This window comes from Streptomyces sp. NPDC002004, assembly GCF_053593975.1.
The window spans coordinates 1-15,158 of the sequence record NZ_JBSFDP010000069.1; the positions used below are offsets into that span (position 1 = coordinate 1).

12 protein-coding genes, 1 tRNA gene and 2 pseudogenes are annotated in these 15,158 nt (G+C 70.3%); 10 read left to right on the plus strand and 5 right to left on the minus strand.

The features are described from left to right. Positions 1–620 precede the first annotated feature (620 nt). The 4 genes from ACWCP6_RS36830 to ACWCP6_RS36845 all read left to right on the plus strand — a co-directional run bounded on the left by ACWCP6_RS36830 (position 621) and on the right by ACWCP6_RS36845 (position 5,530). Entirely contained in the window at positions 621–1,151 is a 531-nt protein-coding gene (locus ACWCP6_RS36830; RefSeq protein ID WP_450937030.1) for a hypothetical protein, read from the plus strand. Between the two features lie 151 nt (positions 1,152–1,302). Next, positions 1,303–2,625, plus strand: a complete 1,323-nt coding sequence (locus tag ACWCP6_RS36835; protein ID WP_450937031.1) for an FG-GAP repeat domain-containing protein — start codon at positions 1,303–1,305, stop codon at positions 2,623–2,625. A gap of 301 nt (positions 2,626–2,926) precedes the next feature. Then, entirely contained in the window at positions 2,927–4,378 is a 1,452-nt protein-coding gene (locus ACWCP6_RS36840; RefSeq protein ID WP_450937032.1) for an FG-GAP-like repeat-containing protein, read from the plus strand. A 90-nt stretch (positions 4,379–4,468) separates the two neighbouring features. Continuing rightward, entirely contained in the window at positions 4,469–5,530 is a 1,062-nt protein-coding gene (locus tag ACWCP6_RS36845) for a Yip1 family protein (RefSeq protein ID WP_450937033.1), read from the plus strand. 93 nt (positions 5,531–5,623) lie between these two features. On the opposite strand, the gene ACWCP6_RS36850 is transcribed toward ACWCP6_RS36845, so the two are convergent. After that, the gene (locus ACWCP6_RS36850; protein ID WP_450937034.1) at positions 5,624–6,076 is read right to left on the minus strand and encodes a hypothetical protein; all 453 of its coding nucleotides are present in this window, start codon (positions 6,074–6,076) and stop codon (positions 5,624–5,626) included. A 1,818-nt stretch (positions 6,077–7,894) separates the two neighbouring features. Here ACWCP6_RS36850 and ACWCP6_RS36855 point away from each other — a divergent pair. Further along, positions 7,895–8,274 (plus strand): annotated as a pseudogene (locus ACWCP6_RS36855) (UTRA domain-containing protein); the annotation flags it as partial. A gap of 1,544 nt (positions 8,275–9,818) precedes the next feature. On the opposite strand, the gene ACWCP6_RS36860 reads toward ACWCP6_RS36855, so the two are convergent. From ACWCP6_RS36860 to ACWCP6_RS36870, 3 genes are all read right to left on the minus strand, one after another. Then, positions 9,819–10,349, minus strand: coding sequence for a phosphoribosyltransferase (locus ACWCP6_RS36860; protein WP_450937035.1), 531 nt, complete (start codon positions 10,347–10,349; stop codon positions 9,819–9,821). After that, positions 10,349–10,924, minus strand: a complete 576-nt coding sequence (gene dcd / locus ACWCP6_RS36865) for a dCTP deaminase (RefSeq protein ID WP_450937036.1) — start codon at positions 10,922–10,924, stop codon at positions 10,349–10,351. The genes ACWCP6_RS36860 and dcd overlap by 1 nt, the downstream gene beginning before the upstream one ends. Positions 10,925–10,986: 62 nt before the next feature. Then, on the minus strand, positions 10,987–11,166 hold the full coding sequence (locus tag ACWCP6_RS36870; RefSeq protein WP_450937037.1) for a hypothetical protein: 180 nt from the start codon (positions 11,164–11,166) through the stop codon (positions 10,987–10,989). Positions 11,167–11,521: 355 nt separating this feature from the next. Between ACWCP6_RS36870 and ACWCP6_RS36875 the strand changes: the two genes are divergently transcribed. Beyond that, positions 11,522–11,595 (plus strand) — tRNA-Gly (locus ACWCP6_RS36875). Between the two features lie 311 nt (positions 11,596–11,906). Here ACWCP6_RS36875 and ACWCP6_RS36880 read toward each other — a convergent pair. Next, a pseudogene (locus tag ACWCP6_RS36880) lies at positions 11,907–12,008 on the minus strand (VapC toxin family PIN domain ribonuclease); the annotation flags it as partial. Positions 12,009–12,444: 436 nt separating this feature from the next. Between ACWCP6_RS36880 and ACWCP6_RS36885 the strand changes: the two are divergent. From ACWCP6_RS36885 to ACWCP6_RS36900, 4 genes are all read left to right on the plus strand, one after another. Continuing rightward, complete coding sequence (locus ACWCP6_RS36885) at positions 12,445–12,648, plus strand: cold-shock protein (protein ID WP_004986771.1); 204 nt, start codon at positions 12,445–12,447, stop codon at positions 12,646–12,648. 180 nt (positions 12,649–12,828) lie between these two features. Then, positions 12,829–14,319 carry a DEAD/DEAH box helicase gene (locus ACWCP6_RS36890; protein ID WP_450937038.1) on the plus strand — a complete coding sequence of 497 codons (1,491 nt, stop codon included), beginning with the start codon at positions 12,829–12,831 and terminating at the stop codon, positions 14,317–14,319. Positions 14,320–14,430: 111 nt separating this feature from the next. Beyond that, positions 14,431–14,700 (plus strand): CBS domain-containing protein, encoded by a 270-nt coding sequence (locus ACWCP6_RS36895; RefSeq protein WP_450937039.1) that lies wholly within the window; start codon positions 14,431–14,433, stop codon positions 14,698–14,700. A 47-nt stretch (positions 14,701–14,747) separates the two neighbouring features. Further along, positions 14,748–15,062, plus strand: a complete 315-nt coding sequence (locus ACWCP6_RS36900; protein WP_450937040.1) for an SCO5918 family protein — start codon at positions 14,748–14,750, stop codon at positions 15,060–15,062. Positions 15,063–15,158 lie beyond the last annotated feature (96 nt).

Sequence of the window (15,158 nt, forward strand, 5' to 3'; positions counted from 1 at the left end):
GACGTCGCCCAGCTCCTCCTCGACTCGGTCAGGACACCGGTCGACCCGGCAGGCGAAGCCGAGACCGAGAACGAGCCCGAACCCGAGCCGGTGAAGTAGCCAGCCGCTCACACAGCGAGCCGGGTCACCCGCTCCCCGAGCAGAGGCCGGAGCCACAGCACGTGGCTCCGGCCTTTCGCATGGGCGCGCCCGCGCGTGGAGGGGCCGGGCACGCCCCCCGTGTGGTGGACCCAGTACTCACCGGGCGTCCCGGGCGCGAACGAGCGGGGTGACGGCTTCGGCACGGACCTCTCCGTCGGAGCACCACCGCACCCACACGAAACGAAAAACCGAAAAAGGGATTCGCAGAAACTCCGCCAAGCCGACCGGCTCCTCCCTCTCCGCGCCCCGGGCCGAACAAGGACGCACAAAGGGAAGCCTCGGCCTCCGGGTGGACAAGTACACCCAACGGCCCATATCGCAAAGCCCGTACGTAACTTGGCACATGCCATGCCGTTATGCGGGTGACAGAGCGAACCGGGGACAGTAAGACGCCGGACCGGACGGTCAACGCCCGAACGGCGCCACCCCGAAAGGGATTCTCCTCTTACTGAATCACCTGGAAAGGAGAGAGAACCGTTGTGAAAGACGTCCTGATCTGGGCCGTCCTGACCTCCGTCGCAGCCTGCACCGTACTGGGAGCCGTGTGCGCGCCCCCGGCCGGCCGGATGTTCCGTACGGATGCGCGGGAACTGGAGCGCCATCGGCGCCTCAGGGCAGTTCTCGCGGCGAACACCGCCTTCCGTGCCCAATCATTGCACCTGGAGACGGTGGACGGCCAGCATCCCTGGCAACAGCAGTGGGACGAGGGCGCGTTGTGGAGTAATGCGTATCAACACCTCGGCCTGAAATCGGACTCGCGGAATCACGCCCTTATTTCCTCCGCATTCCGCAACACCTTGCCGGCTCTTCTGTCGGGCCGTGTCCAGCGGGCAACGGACAACTGGGACCTGCCCGTTGCCCGGCCCGTGCTGATCGGGGGCGCCGATGGGGCCACCCCCACGGACACTCCCACGCTTCAGCTCCTCAAGGTGTCCGTCGATGCCGGACTCCCCGCGCAGGAGCAGACCGGCGCGGCCGAGGCCGCCCGCTGCGCCTGCTCCGCAGGCTGACGCAGGGCCTGCCGGCGCCGACCCGGCGCGGGGCGGCCGCCGGCACGCCGTGGCACCGCCGGCACCGGGCCCGCGCACCCCGCCCGCCGCGCCGTCCGGCGGCGGGAGCATCATGGCCGGGTTGTGGTCGGCCATGTGTTCGGGGTGATGGGTGAGCAAGCGAAGAACGGCGATACGTGCCGCCGCGGCCGCGGCCGGCTGCGCCCTGCTCCTCGCGGGCTGCAGCGGCATCGGCGGCTTCGGCGACGGAGGGAAGGACGGCCGGCACACGCCCGCGGGCGCGGCGGCCGGCAAGGCGCCCGCCCCGCTTCCCGTCCCGCGCGGCAAGGGCAGCCGCGCCGCCGACGACTTCAACGGCGACGGCCACCGCGATCTGGTCCTGCCCGATCTGGTGAAGAGCCCCGACGACGCGCACGGCGACGACCTGGGCATCGGCGTCGTCTACGGCTCGGCGCACGGACTGGTTCCGGCCGCACGGCAGTTGCTGACACCGACGGCGTACGGGGCGTCCACGAAGGGCCAGTTGCCCTCCTCGTTCGACGCGGAGGCCTCCTGCGACCTCGACGGCGACGGCTTCACCGACCTGGTCGTGTCGACCGACCCGCCGTACGACGGACAGGGACAGCCCCCGGTCCCGCTCCAGATCCTCTTCGGCTCGCCCAAGGGCCTGGCCGGCAGGGCCGTCGAACTGCGCGTCCCCGCGGCCGCCCGCTTCGGCAACGACTGGCCCGACCAGCCCGTGTGCGGGGACTTCGACGGGGACGGCGAGCAGGACCTGGTCGTGCACGCGACGGGCGGCCGCCTCAGCTATCTGCGCGGCCCCTTCGGCCGTACGGGGGCGCCGCGCGCCGCGGGCCGGCCCCTTCCCTCCCCCGGCAGCGTCCCCACCGGCCCCGCCCTCGACGTCAACCACGACGGCTACGACGATCTGCTGGTCCGCCACGACACCGGGAACTCCACATCGGGCGTCGTCCTCGGCGGCCCCGGCGGTCCCACCCGCACCGGTGTGCTGCTCCCGGCCGGTGTCGACGTGGCCTTCGGCCGCTTCGGCCGGGGCCCGGGCACGGACGTCGCGATCGGCTCGCGCCGTGGCACGGCCCTGCGCTACGACGTCCCCGGCGCGCTGCGCGGCGCGCTCGCCGTCCCCGGCACGGCCCTGGACGCCGCCGACCTCGACGCCGACGGCCGCACGGACCTCGTCGTCTCCGACGGCACCCGCATCCGCGTCTTCCGCGGCCGTGCGACGGGTCTGTCCCCGTCGGACACGGTGACGCTGCCCCCGAAGACACGGAGCACCGGCCGGGTGCTGGCCGCCGCCGACTTCGACGGCGACAGGTGCGCCGACCTCGTGGTGCGCACGATGCAGGGGGCGACCGCGGACACGGTGGCGGTGTACCGGGGCACGAGGACGGGCCTGATCGGCCGGACACCGGCCGTGACGTTCTCGACGACGGAGTTCCTGGGCATGCCTTAGAGGTGTCCTGGGGTGCGCTGGGGCCCTGGGGTGTCGTGGGACTGCCCAGGCAGGAGACGGCTCCTCGGCGGCGTCGCCGCGCCGACTTCGCCGACTTCGCCGACCAACCGCAACGCCCCCCATGGCCGGCCCTTCGGGGGCGGAACACCTCCGGGCGAACACCACGGCTCACGTGGCGCGTTCGGCGGACGTGAACCCGGGACCACGCCCCGGTGAACCCCGTACAACCCCGGGGCCGGTTCGCCGGTCACACGAGTGGAGCCCTGCACCACCCCAGCCCCACAACCCCGTTGGAGTCCCCGTGCGCACACGGACGTACGCCCTGGCCGCCGCCGTCGCCGCCGCTGCCGCCGCAGGGCCGGCCTTCGCGCCGGCCGCGAACGCCGCAGGCCCGACGACCGTGGTCAGCGACTTCAACGGCGACGGCTACGCGGACCTCGCCGTCGGCGTCCCGAACGCGACCGTCGACGGCCAGGCTCAGGCCGGCTATGTCGATGTGATCTGGGGCGACCCCAGGGGCCTCGGCTCGCTCGGGCACATACGCATCAGCCAGTCGCGGCCCGGCACTCCGGGCGTCCCGGAGAAGGGCGACCGGTTCGGCGCCTCCGTGGCCGTCGCCGACGCGGACGGCAACGGGACGACGGACCTGGTCATCGGCGCCCCCGGTGAGGACATCACCGGCACCGGGGCCGACGCGGGCACGGTCACGGTGCTGCGCGGCGTGCACGGCGGCCTCGGCACGGCCTTCACCGTCGCCGACGGGCCCGCGGCCTCGGCGGCGTACGGGAAGTCCCTCGCCGCGGCCGACTTCACGGGCGACGGGCGGACGGACCTGGCGATCGGAGCGACCGACAAGGTCGTGCTGCGCACCGCCGCAGGGGACCTGAGCAGCGTCTTCTCGGACCACATGGGCGGCCGTGCCCCGGTCCTGGCGACCGGCGACTTCGACGACGACGGCACCCCCGATCTCGCCGTCGCCTACTACACCGTCAACGCCCCCTACACGCAGTCCCACGTACGGCTGTGGCGCTGGTCCGCCGAGGAATCCGGCATGGCCAACTTCTGGAACACCGACAACGCAGCCGCCTCCGCACTCGCCGCCGGCGACTTCGACGGCGACGGGCACGACGACCTCGCGCTCGGCAACTGCCGCGAGATCGCCGACGAGAACATAGACGACCCGTGCGGGCCGGAGGAGCTCGCCAAGGGCGGCGGCATCCACATCCACTACGGGGCGGCTGGGGGCGGCTCCTTCGGCACCCGGGCCCAGACCCTCAACCAGGACACCCCCGGAGTGCCGGGCGTCGCCGAGAACGGCGACGGTTTCGGCTCCGCGCTGGCCGTAGCCGACATCAACGGCGACGGCCGCACGGACCTGGTCGCCGGAGCCCCCGGTGAGGCGATCGGCAGCCGGGCGAGGGCGGGCAGCGCGACGGTCCTGTTCGGCGGCTCGCAGGGGCTCCTCTCCGCCTCCGGCGCGGCCACCTCGGTCGCGTACCAGCAGGACACGGCGGGTGTCCCGGGCGCCGCGGAGACCGGCGACGCGTTCGGCGCGGCCCTGGCGAGCGACGACTACGACGGCGACCACCACCCGGACCTCTCCGTCGGCTCGCCCGGCGAGAACGCCTCGTCGGGCGGCGTCTGGGTGCTCCCCGGTGCCACGGCGCCCGGTTCGGTCGCCCTCACCCCGTCCCGGCTCCACCTGCCGTCCTCGTCCACCCCATTGGCGTACGGGGCGGTGCTGGGCCGCTGACCCGCCGACGGGCCCGCCCGCGCCGCCCCGGACCTGTCCCAACCCCTCCGGGATCCCCTTCCGGTGACCCTGACGGGGACCCCTTAGGGGATGTCACAGGTCAGCCGCAAAGCCGGGCGTAAGACCCCGGACCCGGCACGTGACGCTTCCGGACCAGGTACGTTCGATTACGTGGCTGGATTCAGGATCGGACGCGGCCGGGACGACGGCCCCTCGCAAGCGCGACCGCAGAACAACCCGCGGCAGCAGCCGTACGGCCGGCAGGCCCCCCAGGGCGGGCGGCCACCGTACGGCACGCCGCAGGCGCCGTCGTACCCGCAGCAGCCGCCCTACGGGGGCGGCCAGGGTGGCGCCCCCGGCTACGGAGCGGGCGCCCCGGCGTACAGAGGCGCCCAGCAGCAGTGGCCGCAGTCGGGCGGCCAGGGCGAGCCCGAGTACTTCGGCGACGGCGGATACGGCAGGCCCCAGACCCCCGACCCGTACGCCGCGAACAACCCCGGCCACACCCAGGCCTTCTCCATCGGCGAGGACCCGTACGGACCCGCCGGTGACGACCCGTACACGCAGGGCGAGACCTACCGTTCGGGCCAGGGCGCGGCCGCGCCCGTCGGCCCCCGTCTGCACTGGAAGCAGCTGCTCAGCGGCATCGTGCTGCGGCCGAACCAGACCTTCCTGCAGATGCGCGACTACGCGATGTGGGGCCCCGCCCTCATCGTGACGTTCATCTACGGCCTGCTCGCGATCTTCGGCTTCGACGGCGCCCGCAAGGACGCGATCAACGCGACGCTCGCCTCGGCGATCCCTTACGTCCTGATCACCGGTGTCGCGATCGTCGTCAGCGCCTTCGTGCTGGGTGTCGTGACGCACACCCTGGCCCGCCAGCTCGGCGGCGACGGTGCCTGGCAGCCCACGGTCGGCCTGTCGATGCTGATCATGTCCCTCACGGACGCGCCGCGTCTGGTCTTCGCCATGTTCATGGGCGGCGACGCCTCGTTCGTCCAGCTCCTCGGCTGGGCGACCTGGGTGGCCGCGGGCGTGCTCTTCACCCTCATGGTGAGCAAGTCGCACGACCTTCCGTGGCCGAAGGCGCTGGGCGCCTCAGCGATCCAGCTGATCGCACTGCTGTCGATCATCAAGCTGGGCACGTTCTAGCAGTCCTGACGCATACGGCGACGGGGCCCGGGCATTGCGCCCGGGCCCCGTCGCCGTATGTCAGCCGTCGTGTGTGCCGGCTGTTGCGGGATGTCAGGTGTGCCGGCCTGGTGAGCGGTGGGTTCCGGAGCCGGCCTTCTTGGGGTCGGTCGGGCCGGCGACGCGGGTGAAGTGGCCGCACTGGGTGCGCAGGAGGTGTTTGGTCAGGGGCCGATCGGCGGGGCAGACGGCCTGGTAAAGGTGATCGTTCTGGGTGAGGACTCTGATGTGGAGGCGGCCCGAGGTGATGAGCAGGGAGATGCCGGCGGCGCGGGACGTGGGGTAGCCGGGGACGTTGGAGAGGGCGTACCACTGGCTGCTGTTGCGGACGAGGAGTTGCTCCTGGATCCAGGCCCTGCCCTGTGAATCCACTTCGGCCCAGTAGATGTGGCGCCTGTCGCCGGCCGAGGTGATGACGCCCGTCGGGCCGGCGGGTCCGGTCGCTCCCGTGACACCCGTGGCTCCCGTCGGGCCTGTTGCCCCCTCGGCACCGGTCGGGCCGGTCACCCCTTCGGCACCCGTCGGGCCCGTGGCCCCGTCCGCTCCGGTCGGGCCTGTTGCCCCTTCGGCACCGGTGGACCCGGCCGGACCGGTGGGTCCGGTCACACCCGTGACACCCGTAGCCCCCGTCGCCCCGTCCGCTCCGGTCGGGCCTGTTGCCCCTTCGGCACCGGTGGACCCGGCCGGACCGGTGGGTCCGGTCACACCCGTGACACCGGCAGCCCCCGTCGGGCCTGTTGCCCCCTCGGCACCCGTCGGACCCGTCGCCCCGTCCGCTCCGGTCGGGCCTGTTGCCCCTTCGGCACCGGTGGACCCGGCCGGACCGGTGGGTCCGGTCACACCCGTGACACCCGCAGCCCCCGTCGGGCCCGTGGCCCCCTGGGCACCGGTGGGTCCGGCCGGCCCTGTGGGTCCGGTGGGTCCGGGCGGGCCGGCATCCACATACGTGATCGTGACCACTGCCGTACCAGTGGTGTCGGCACCGGCCGACGTTGCGGATGCACCGACCGTTACGAACGACGCACCGGCGCCGCCGCCCCCACCGCCATCAGCCGCCCCCAGCGGGTTGGCGCCGCCGCCCCCACCACCGTTGAACCCGCCCCCGCCCCCACCACCCGCGTCAAGTTCGCTGGCGCCGCTACCGCCGCTGGTAGCAGAACCGTCGGCGCCGCTGGGTCCTCCGTTGCCGCCGCCGCCCCCACCACCACTGGTGCCGCCGCCACCACCACCGGAAGCAGCACCGCTACCGCCGCCACCACCACCGGCGAACTGGGGGAAACTCGGGCCGCCGCCTCCGCTGCTGCCGCCGGCCCCGCCGCCGCCGGCGCCGGCGGCCACACCGAATCCGCCTCCCGCTCCACCGTCGGGCGCGCCCCCGGGTCCAGCTCCGATGCCGCCGCCCCCGCCACCGATGTACCCGCCCCCGCCGCCACCACCGGCTGCGACGATCAACCGTGGGTCGGTGGCCGGGTTGCCGGTGAGGATGCAGGTGGCAGGGGTGGTGAAGGAGCACGTCTGGACGGCGCTGGCCCCGCCGCCTCCGCCACCACCGCCACCCACACTGCCGTCGGTACCGCCGTTTCCGCCCCCGTTGACTCCGCCGCTGCCGCCGGTGGTACCGACACCGTTGGCACCGTTGCCGCCGACTTCGACCCAGAGGGTGCTTCCGGGCGTAACCGGGAGAGTGGCGGTGACATTGGCTCCCTTGCCGCCGGCACCAGCAATGTTGTTGTCGAAGAACCGGGAGCCGTTTCCGCCGGGGGCACCGACCGCTGTGACGGTGATGCTGCCGGTGGCGCTGTCGGGAAGGTCGAACTGATGCTCGCCCGGGGTTGTATAGGTGCAGGTGACGGTGGGGCCGCCGGAACACTCGGGTGGCAGGGCGAGGGACCGGGACGTCCGGGTGGTGCTCTGGGCGTATGCCAGTGATGTCATGACTGGGCCGATGGCCAGGACCAGCCCGATCGCCGCTGCCAGACGCTGGCCATTTCTGTTGCGGACCCGCGCAGATGGGCTCGCCTTGATATCTGACATCACGGAGTTTCTCCACACATGATCTCGACGCTTGTCTTGCCCCGCCTTCCGCAGTCCCTCTGCCCCTCCATTCGTCTGCCGGTGAATTCATCGCCGGAGTAACAAGACTGTTCCGCGGTCCCATCGCCTGAGAGCACGGTGTGGCGGTGATCTCAGCTTGGTGGAGGCATGGGCCCTGTTTGCCAGCACCGTTCGAGCCCCGACTTCTGATGGCTCATCAAATCCGTTCGATCGGCGTATGAGCAAAGCTCACCAGCGGCTGACACCAACAGACGCGGACAGGGGCGGTCGGACACGGTTCTGGATCTGGCCGAGGGCGACAGCGTGTGCGTGAGGAGCCGACGGTTCGTTCTGGAGAGGAAGCCCGTCCTGCTCGCGACGAGCTACCTCCCCATGTCCGTGGTCGCAGGGTCAGCGATCACCCAGGAGGACACGGGCCCGGGGGAACGTACGCCCGGCTCGCCGAACTCGGCTACAAGCCAGTGCACTTCCGTGAAGAAATCCGCTCTCGCACGCCTTCGAAGGAAGAAGCGGCACATCTGAGCATCCCCGCGGGCACACCCGTCATCCTCATCTGCCACACCGCATTCGCGGACCAAGGTCGCCTCGTCGAGATCAACGAGATGCCGCTCGACGCTGCCCCCTACATCCTGGAGTACGACTTCGAAAGCATGCCTCCGGCGGGGGCGCTCAGACTCCGGGATGGACGGGGCGCCGTTCGCGAGCGCCGGCCCGAGCGTGGCGTGCGCGGGAGCTCCCATCCCGCCTGCCATCGACCCAGGGCAGAGCCGAGCAGACGGGATGGGAGCTGGAGTGAGGGGTGGGTTGGGGTGGTGCTCCAGGCTGAGAGACTCAGACACGCACCCCGGTCCTTGCCTTCACCCCGATTAAGGGGCGCATTCTGCGAGAGCTTGCACAGTGACGAGACCGGTAGAACGGTTGAGGAACGTTACGGCCCAGCTCGAAGTACCCGATCTTTGGGACTGGAGCACCCACACATTTTCTGAGCTCACCGTCCACCCGCCCCCGGTGACGACACTGCCTGCTGGGCAATTTGCGGTTTTCTGTACCAGCGCATTCGAACCGATAACCTGAGTACCGCTCGATTCCTCGTGAGTTGCAGTCAGTCCGGCCCCCGCCGGACCGGTCGGACCCGTCGCACCGTCGGTGCCGTTGGTGCCGTTGGTGCCGTTAGTGCCGTTAGTGCCGTTGGTGCCGTTGGTGCCGTTGGTGCCGTTCAGACCCGCAGGCCCTGTCGGACCCGTCGGACCGGTCGCGCCATTGAGGCCGTTCAGTCCCGCAGGACCCGTCGGACCGGTCGCACCGTTCAGACCGTTCAGACCCGCAGGCCCCGTCGGACCGGTCGCACCGTTCAGACCGTTCAGACCCGCAGGACCCGTCGGACCGGTCGCACCGTTCAGACCGTTCAGACCCGCAGGCCCCGTCGCGCCGGTCGCACCGTTCAGACCGTTCAGACCCGCAGGCCCCGTCGCGCCGGTCGCACCGTTCAGACCGTTCAGACCCGCAGGCCCCGTCGGACCCGTCGCGCCCTTCGGACCGGTCGCGCCCGTGGCACCCGCAGGGCCGGTCGCACCTGTCGCTCCGGTAGGGCCCGTCACGCCCCGGCACTTGTCCTTGTCGTGGCCGTCCCTCCCGCGGTCCCCCTTGTCCTCGCACTCGCCCTTACCGCCCCCGCCGCCGTAGGTGTTCGTCGCGGCAACGGGTGCGACGTTCATGGCCTGTGCCACCGTCATCGCGGGGCTGCACACACCGGCCGCTACGACCAGCGCGAGCGAGGCGATCGTGCCGCCGGTCATCCACACGGTTCGAGGGGGCAGTGGTCCCAGGCGGGACGCCGTCCTGTGCTCAGGACTCATCTACGTGCTCCTTGTCTCAACCTGTTCGAGGGCCTCTGCGAGCCCACAGCGAGGTTGACCACATCGCCAGCAATCGATCAGAAGCAGGAGCACAGTGAGCATGTTTGGTAACTTCTTGGGCTTAATTTCATGCCACTGGTGCAGTTCTCCGACAACCGCTACAACCCACTTTGTCCGTGGCCAGTGGTGGGCCGCAGGTGCGGGGAAGGGCTACGAGGGCGCCGGCTCCGACCTGCTGACAAGTTCGAGATTCGCCCCGGACAGCCCGAGGGCCCCTCGATGATCAATCGAGGGGCCCATTCACAGGTGGCACCGAGTTGCTGCGGACGATTCGCAGGTCAGAGAGCTTCCTTGTTCGCCTTAACCGCTTCCCCCGACCTACTTACTGGAGGCAACACACTCCACGGGAAGTTGATCCACTCGTCCGTGCGCTTCCACACGTACTCGCACTTGACGAGCGATTGCGACTTCTCGTAGATCACAGCGGACCGCACCTCGGCGACGTGGTCCAGGCAGAAGTCGTGCACGAGCTTGAGCGTCTTGCCCGTGTCCGCGACGTCGTCCGTGATCAGGACCTTCTTGTCGGAGAAGTCGATGGCGTTCGGGACGGGCGCCAGCATGACCGGCATCTCCAGGGTGGTCCCGACACCCGTGTAGAACTCCACGTTCACCAGGTGGATGTTCTTGCAGTCGAGGGCGTAGGCGAGCCCGCCGGCGACGAAGACCCCGCCGCGGGCGATGCTCAGCACGATGTCGGGCTCATAGCCGTCGTCGGCGATCGTCTGCGCCAGCTCCCGGACGGCGCGGCCGAACGTCTCGTACGTCAGGTTCTCCCGCACCGGTTCCGCCGCGTCACCCGTGGCGGCCATCACACCTGCGTCCTGTGGAAGTTGAGATACGAGCGGGAGGCGGTCGGACCGCGCTGGCCCTGGTAACGCGACCCGTACCGCTCGGACCCGTAGGGGGACTCGGCGGGGGAAGTGAGCCGGAACATGCAGAGCTGCCCGATCTTCATCCCCGGCCAGAGCTTGATCGGCAGCGTGGCCAGGTTCGACAGCTCCAGGGTCACGTGCCCGGAGAACCCGGGGTCGATGAATCCGGCCGTCGAGTGCGTCACCAGCCCGAGCCGCCCCAGGGAGCTCTTCCCCTCCAGCCGCGAGGCGAGATCGTCGGGAAGCGAGATCACCTCGTACGTCGACGCGAGCACGAACTCGCCCGGGTGGAGGATGAACGGCTCGTCGCCCTCGGGCTCCACGAGCCGCGTCAGATCCGCCTGCTCGATCGAGGGGTCGATATGGGGGTAGCGGTGGTTCTCGAACACCCGGAAGTAGCGGTCGAGCCGCACATCGATGCTCGAGGGCTGCACCATCGATTCGTCGTACGGGTCGATGCGCACGCGCCCGGCGTCGATCTCTGCCCGGATGTCCTTGTCTGAGAGAAGCACGTCCCGAGGATACGCAGAGGCGACGCCGGTCCCGTACTCGTGTACCGGGCGTGAGCCGACGACTACCCCAAACGCCCCGCTCGCCCCGTGCACCCCTGCTCCACCGGAACGGCGTTCCGGAGGCGGGCACAGCGAGGACAGCGGATCAGACGGCCGGGACCGAGCCGGCCGGCCTGCTGCATCGGGAACGAAGCGGTGCTGAACACGTGCCCCTCGGCACAACGGACGACGGTGCGCTCCATCGAGTCCTGAGTCCCTTCCCCATGAGCCGTTCATGCCACCCGTGCCCCACGGGACGCCGGGCGGCCGACAACAGGCGCCACATTACGGGATGAAAGGGACGGCGCTCCAGGCGGCTCTCCGCTCTCGCGGAACCCGGCCCCGGCACCCCCACGGTACGCCCCAACTCCCCCGCCCCGCACCCGCGTCCACGCCTCCTCCACACCGGCGCGCCCACCCGTCCCGACCCCGTACGCCCCACCGTCCGGGACGCGGGGACCCCGGACGCACACGAGCCCCGGCGCGGCAGCGCCCGGGGCTCGGCATGGGGTACAGTGTGCGACACGGTGAGAAACTCGGTCACAGCGGGTTACTTACGCGGGTGTAGTTTAATGGTAGAACATCAGCTTCCCAAGCTGAGAGCGCGAGTTCGATTCTCGTCACCCGCTCCATGATGAGACCCCAGGTCAGTGACCTGGGGTCTGTGTGTTGCTGGAGCCCCCCGGACGCCTACCCGTCGAGCACACGAAGATCGGGCACGGGGAGGGCACGAGTGCTTGGTGGATGCCACGCAGCCACCGCTCACGTTTGCCAAAGGGCGCCGACGGCCTGAGGTTTCGTGGCCGACTTTGGCAAGCGTTCGCATGTCCTGACCCTCGGCCTGCCGTTCCCTCGGTGAAGCCGAGTCACGTGCTCTGCGCCTGAAGGCGACCGCTGACCAGGTCCCGTCTGTGGATGGGACTTCAGTACCAGGACGCTCGCGTCAAAGTGGCGGATCGTCGGGCAGCACCCGGTATGCCTTGTGGCGGCCCAGCGGGCAGACAGCCCGGAAGTCGCACCGGTCGAGGGTGAGAATCGCGTCCGAGTGCGGAGCTCGATCGGCCCGCGGGCCGCAAGACCGCCGCGGTCGCCCCGCCGGAACCGCCGTGTGGCCTTCCTCTCGCTGCTGGGGTCTCGGCGCGTTCGTCGGCATGTCGTCAGCCGATGGCGACGGCAGCCGCGCCCAAGCCGTCGAAGGTGGTCACGGCGCTGCGACCGGACAGACTCGACGGCAACAGTGCGGCCCGGGAGAACAAATTCCTGTGGTCGGGAAGTGAGAAATCGACACGGCGCACGAGAAATATTCTTGAGGTGGGAGACGGACAGGAATTGTTCACCGCGTGGGGTCGCTCACGACGTGCTACTGTCAGTATCAGTTGCAGGTGTGGTTGCCAGAATGGTTTTTCCGGCGGCTGATCATCACGGCGACACGGAAAGCGCACAGAGCGTATTCCTGACACCGTCTCCGAAGGAGAAACAAAATGGCTACTGGCACCGTGAAGTGGTTCAACGCGGAAAAGGGCTTCGGTTTCATCGAGCAGGACGGCGGCGGCGCCGACGTCTTCGCCCACTACTCCAACATCGCCGCCCAGGGCTTCCGTGAGCTGCTGGAGGGCCAGAAGGTTTCGTTCGACATCGCGCAGGGCCAGAAGGGCCCGACGGCCGAGAACATCGTTCCCGCCTGACGCTTCGGCACTGACGCACACTTCGCAGCTGGGGCCCGCACCTTGGGGTGCGGGCCCCAGCTCGCTTCATTTTCAGGGCGATTCAGCCCTGTTTTTTTCGGCTCGTTCTCGTGATTCTCTGCGCCGTTCGTTTTACTGCGGAAATTCCTTGATACGCGCCCACGTCGAGGAAGGTTCCACATGAACCGTGCACGTACAACTCGCACACGCACGACTCGCACATACGACCGCTTCGGAGGAAGTGCTGCTGTCGGCCGCTCCGGTGTTCAGAGCCGCTCCAAGGGCAACGGAAATCGGCAGGCCGCACAAGGTGAGTTCGCACCACCGAAGACGACCACACCGGCGTTGCCCGCCGTCGAGACGTTCGCCGATCTCGCCATGCCGACGCCGTTGCTGGCCGCGCTCGGCCACGACGGCGTGACCGTACCGTTCCCCATCCAGGCGGCGACCCTGCCGAACTCCCTGGCCGGCCGTGACGTACTCGGTCGTGGCCGTACCGGGTCGGGCAAGACGCTCGCCTTCGGCCTCGCGGTAATGGCCCGCATGGCAGGCCGGCGCGCCGAACCACGGGAGCCGCTGGCCCTGATCCTCGTGCCCACCCGTGAACTCGCCCAGCAGGTCACCGACGCGCTCACCCCGTATGCCCGCGCCGTCCGGCTGCGGCTGGCCACCGTGGTCGGCGGAATGTCGATCGGCAGGCAGGCGAGTGCGCTGCGGGCCGGGGCCGAGGTCGTCGTCGCGACACCGGGGCGGCTCAAGGACCTGATCGACCGGGGCGACTGCCGACTGCGGGACGTCGCCGTCACTGTCCTGGACGAGGCCGACCAGATGACCGACATGGGCTTCATGCCCCAGGTCACCGCCCTGCTCGACCAGGTGCGGCCGGAGGGTCAGCGGATGCTCTTCTCGGCGACCCTGGACCGTAACGTGGACCTGTTGGTCCGTCGCTACCTGACCGACCCGGTGGTCCACTCCGTCGACCCGTCGGCCGGTGCCGTCACCACGATGGAGCACCACGTGCTCCACGTGCACGACGCGGACAAGCACCGGACGACCACCGAGATCGCGGCACGGGACGGCCGGGTCATCATGTTCCTGGACACCAAGCACGCCGTGGACCGGTTGACCGAGCACCTCCTCAGCAGCGGCGTCCGCGCCGCCGCCCTGCACGGTGGCAGGTCCCAGCCGCAGCGCACCCGGACCCTGGCTCAGTTCAAGGACGGTCACGTCACGGTGCTGGTCGCCACCAACGTCGCGGCCCGCGGCATCCACGTCGACAACCTCGACCTGGTCGTCAACGTGGATCCGCCCGGCGACCACAAGGACTACCTGCACCGTGGCGGTCGTACGGCCCGTGCGGGGGAGTCCGGCAGCGTCGTCACCCTGGTGACACCCGGCCAGCGCCGCGGCATGAGCCGACTGATGGCCTCGGCCGGCATCACCCCGCGCATCACTCCGGTGCGCTCGGGTGAGGCGGAGCTGAGCCGCATCACCGGCGCCCAGGCGCCGTCCGGTGTCCCGGTCGTCATCACCGTTCCGGCCGTGGAGCGTCCCCGCCGCACGTCTTCCCCGTCCCGTGGCCGTCAGGGCCGCACCGGCCAGGGGCGGCCCGCCGGCGCGGCGGTGCGCCGCAGGGCACAGCGGCGCACCGCCATCGACTCGGCGGCCTAGGCCCTGCACGACCCCGGAGCCGCAGCGGTCTCCCCAGGCCGCGATGGCCACCAAGCCGACCAACCCGCACCGCAGGAGGCATCTTTGACGCCCACTCAGACTCAGTGCCGCGTGGCGGACCCCGCATCGACGACCGTGGTCGACGGCATGGAAGCGTACGGGCCTCGGGTCTGTGACGACATGACCGTCGAGGTGGCTCTGGCCGTCATGGCGGGTGCACGTGTCGAGTACCTGACTGTGTGCGACGGCGACGACCAGAGCACGGGTTCGATCACTCTGGCCCGGCTCGCCGTCCTCCGTGCCAGTTCCACGTACACGGACCGCATCCGTCTGCGGGACGTCCTCGGCAGCTGGCTCCGGCCCGTTCCCGTCCGCGGCTGATCCACCCCGCCCGGGTCAGTTCCTTTGCGTCATGCCTGGGAGGCATCATGCGTTGTGTCATCGCCCAGTACCCGTTCGACCTGACCAAGATCGGGGTGCTGGCCTCGATGAAGGGCGTCAAGCCCGAGCTGGTCACGGGCGCGTCCGTGACCATCGGCCGCCGCCGCTACCCCGTCAAGCAGGTGGGCCAGGTCACCACGGGACAGGACCGCCGTGACTTCACCGTCGGCGAAGTCACCCGGGCCATGGCGCGCCTCGGCTTCACCTGCCACGACGGCCCCGAGGCCGCGCCCGCGAGCGTTCCCCTTCCGCTCCGGACCCCGTCGGCACTGGTCGACGGCACCTGCCCTGTGGACGTGTGAGGACGGGCGGGTAACCGCCCTCAGTGGCTCCTTCCGGCTCACGCTTGACAGCGGGCATCTTGAGGGCCGCCGGTTCGGCGGCGGGGGAGGGCAGGC